This is a genomic window from Pseudomonas sp. PIC25 (assembly GCF_002286785.1).
Taxonomy (GTDB): Bacteria; Pseudomonadota; Gammaproteobacteria; order Pseudomonadales; family Pseudomonadaceae; genus Pseudomonas_M.
The window spans coordinates 1-3,339 of the sequence record NZ_MUJY01000004.1 but is presented as its reverse complement, the minus strand read 5'-3'; the positions used below and the strand labels follow the sequence as shown (position 1 = coordinate 3,339).

General features: G+C 66.1%; 1 protein-coding gene and 1 pseudogene. Both read left to right on the top strand.

Features of this window, described 5'->3' with window-relative positions:
* A pseudogene (locus BZL41_RS28300) lies at positions 1–3,015 on the top strand (hypothetical protein); the annotation flags it as partial.
* Positions 3,016–3,051: 36 nt separating this feature from the next.
* On the top strand, positions 3,052–3,339 hold a 288-nt coding region (locus tag BZL41_RS00040), incomplete at its 3' end, for a hypothetical protein (protein WP_143517977.1).

The window sequence follows — 3,339 nt, the reverse complement described above, 5'->3', positions numbered from 1 at the left end:
TTCCCGCTGGACCCGTCCGAGAGCAAGGACACCGACGGCGACGGTATCGGTGACAACGCCGATCCGGACCGCGATGGCGATGGCTACTCCAACGAAGAGGAAATCCAACTGGGTAGCGATCCGGACGATGCGTCGAGCAAGCCGGCGGACCTGGATAGCGACGGCATCCCGGATGCCCGCGACGACGATATCGACGGTGACGGTGTCGCCAATGCCGACGATGCCTTCCCGCGCGACCCGACCGAAAGCCATGACCTGGATAAGGATGGCATCGGCGATAACAGCGACCCGGACATCGACGGCGACGGTTTCAGCAATGCCGAGGAAGCGGCGGCCGGCAGTGACCCGCGTGATGCCGCCAGCGTGCCGGACCGCGAGGGGCCGGAGCTGGTCATCGATGGGCCGGACGTCATCAACGTCAACGAGGACAGCGTCAGCCTGCGAGGCAGCGTGAGCGATGCCGGCAAAGGCGTCGATCGCCTGGTGCTCGCCTCGGACCGTTTCCCCGGCACGCCGTTCGCCGTGACCCTGCAAGGCAGCCAATGGACGGCCAGCGTCCCGCTGCTCGAAGGCACCAACCTGCTGACCCTGACCGCCTACGACAAGGCAGGCAACAGCACCCAGCGTACGCGCACGGTGGAGCGTCAGCCGGCAGCCAGCGACATTGGCCTGGTCATCACTTTCCCGGCGCAGAGCGCGACGGTGAAGGAGGCGGCCCTCGTGGTACGCGGTACCCTGCGTAGCGACAGGCCGGCCCAGCGACTGGAGGTCTTGGTCAATGGCCAGGCGGCGACCCTCGCGCCGACCGCGCAGGCCACGGAATTCACCTTCCAATCCGCCACACTTACCCTACAGCCAGGGCCGAATACCCTGACCATCCAGGGGTGGGTCGACCAGCGCAGCGTGCAACGCTCGGTATTGGTCACCTACCAGCCGCCGCAGACCAGTTTTGCGCCGCCGCGATTCGATAACCTCTCCCCACAGGATGGCGCCCAACTGTCCGGCAGTGGGTTTGTATTCAGCGGCCAGATCGTCGCCGAAGCAGGGTTGGAACGGGTCAGCCTGAATGGCCGGAATCTGGCCTTGCGCCAGCCGGGCATGCAGGTTCTCGATCTGCGTGAGCCCCTGACGGTACCGGCAGGTCAGCCCGGCTTCGAGGCAGAGCTGGTCGCCCGCGACCTCGCCGGCCAGGAAACCCGCCGGCGCCTCCGTTGGACGCTGGATCAGCAGCCGCCGCAGATCATCCTCGACCAGCCCCTGGTGGAATTGCCGGCGCAGAACCGCGTCAGCGAGCATCCCTACCCGGTTCGCGGAACCTTGCGTGAAAGCAATCCGGCGAGCTTCCAGGTCAATGGCCAGGACGTCACCCTCGAGCCCGCTGCACAGGCCGGTGAGTTCCGCTTCGCCACGCAACTGAGTTTGCCGATCGGCAAGCCTGCCAGCCTGGTGCTGGAAGCCCGCGATCAGGCCGGCAACCAACTGCGCCGCGAGTACAGCCTGGAACTCTCCGCCCAGGCGGCCATCGCCTGGGTGCTGCCCACCGAAGGCACCGAACTGCTCGATCTGGGCCAACCCATCGCGCTGCAAGTGGCGGCGCGGATCGAGGACCTGACCGGACAACTGGTACCCCGTGCTTTGCTGCTTTCCGCCGATGGCGGCACGCTGGCCGACGCAGTACTGACCGGCGATACCACGCTGAAGAGCGCCATGCTGCAGGTACCCGCCCAGAGCGGCCAGTACCGGCTGCTGGCGGTGCTCCAGAATGGCAGCCAGCAGGTGGTGGCCCAAAGCAGTCGCACCATCAGCGTGGTCACTCCGCAACAGGTCCCGGTCGCCCTCGAACGCATCGCACCGGCCAATGGCGAAAACGGCGCCGATCCGAACGAGTTCATCAGCCTCTACTTCAACCAAGCCATCGACATTTCCAAGCTCGACCTGAAAGTTTTCGAGACCGCCAACGGCAAGACCTACGTGGACCTCGACGCGCTGGGCACCAGCGAGCTGGAGGCGAAGGGCTACCAGTTGGTGGACGTCAACCGCAACTACCAGGCGGTGCCCGGCAAACTTGCTGAGCTGCCCGGCAGCCAGGTGGTGGCGTTCTATCCCGAGCGCGACATCGCCTACAACGCCGAGGTATCGGTGGAAGTGCGCTACGACGGTCAGGAGCTGGAGCGCATCCGCTACCGCACCCGGCCGTTGCCGACCTTCATCGCCGGGGTGCTGCTCGACCAATTGCAGCAGCCGGTGCCGAACGTGGAGGTGCGCATCGAAGGCCTGGAGCGCAGCACCCGCACCAACCGCGATGGCGCCTTCAACTTCGGCTATGGCGACAGCGCCGAACGCAACATTCCGGGCGGTCGCTACACCCTCCTGCTGAACCCTGACCAGGGCAATCGCGGCTACGGCTCGGACAGTCGCGAGATCAGCATCCAGCAGGGCGTGCGCAACGAACTGGGCCACCTGCAACTGGCACAGCTCAACATGACGCTGCCCTACGTGCCGTTGCGTGGCGGCCGGACGTACAGCCTGGTGGATGGCGAATACAAACTCGACCTGAGCAACGCCACCCTGCAATTCCCCGATGGTCGGCAGGAAGGCGATGTGCACGTGCAGATGCTGCAGTTCAGCGAACTGCCGTACCCGGTCGAGCCGTTGGCCATGCCTTACTGGATGTACGCCATCCAGCCGGCCGGCATCACCGTCCAGGGCGAGTTCAGCCTCGATCTGGCAGCCCTGAAACTCGGCGACTCCTACGAATACCTGCCGGAAAACGGCGGCTACGTGGCCATCGTCGGTTTCGATCGCGAGGCGCGGCGGGTGGTGCCGGTGGGGGCGGGTGTCATCGACAACCTGCGCATCCGCAGCCAGGGCCCGCTGGCGGTGGACAACCTCGACCTGATCGGCTTCGCCCTCGCCGATGCGCAACTGCAGGAAGCACTGAAGGCCTACGCCGACGGCGGCCTCAACCTGCGGCAACTCCAAGCCGAATTCTACCGTGTGAACCAGAGCCGCTGAGGCGGCTCAAGGACCCCTGAAATGGATGTACTGGCCATGTCCCGACGCCTCTTTCCCCGACTCGCCGACCTGACCCGTGGGCTGCTGCCGCGTCTCCTGCTGGCCGCGATGCTGGGAGGCGGCGCTGCGTCGGCGAGCGCCTTCGGCCTGCTCTCGCTGCCGGGGATCTACATCCCGCAGACCTACTACAAATTCGGCGCGGTCTACACGCGGGCCATCGTGCCCGGCCCGAACAACCGTCCGGTGTACGTGGAATACGACAGCAGCGGGCGGGAAGCGCGGGAGATCGGCGAAGCGCTGGGTGCCTACGAGCGGGCCCAGGTG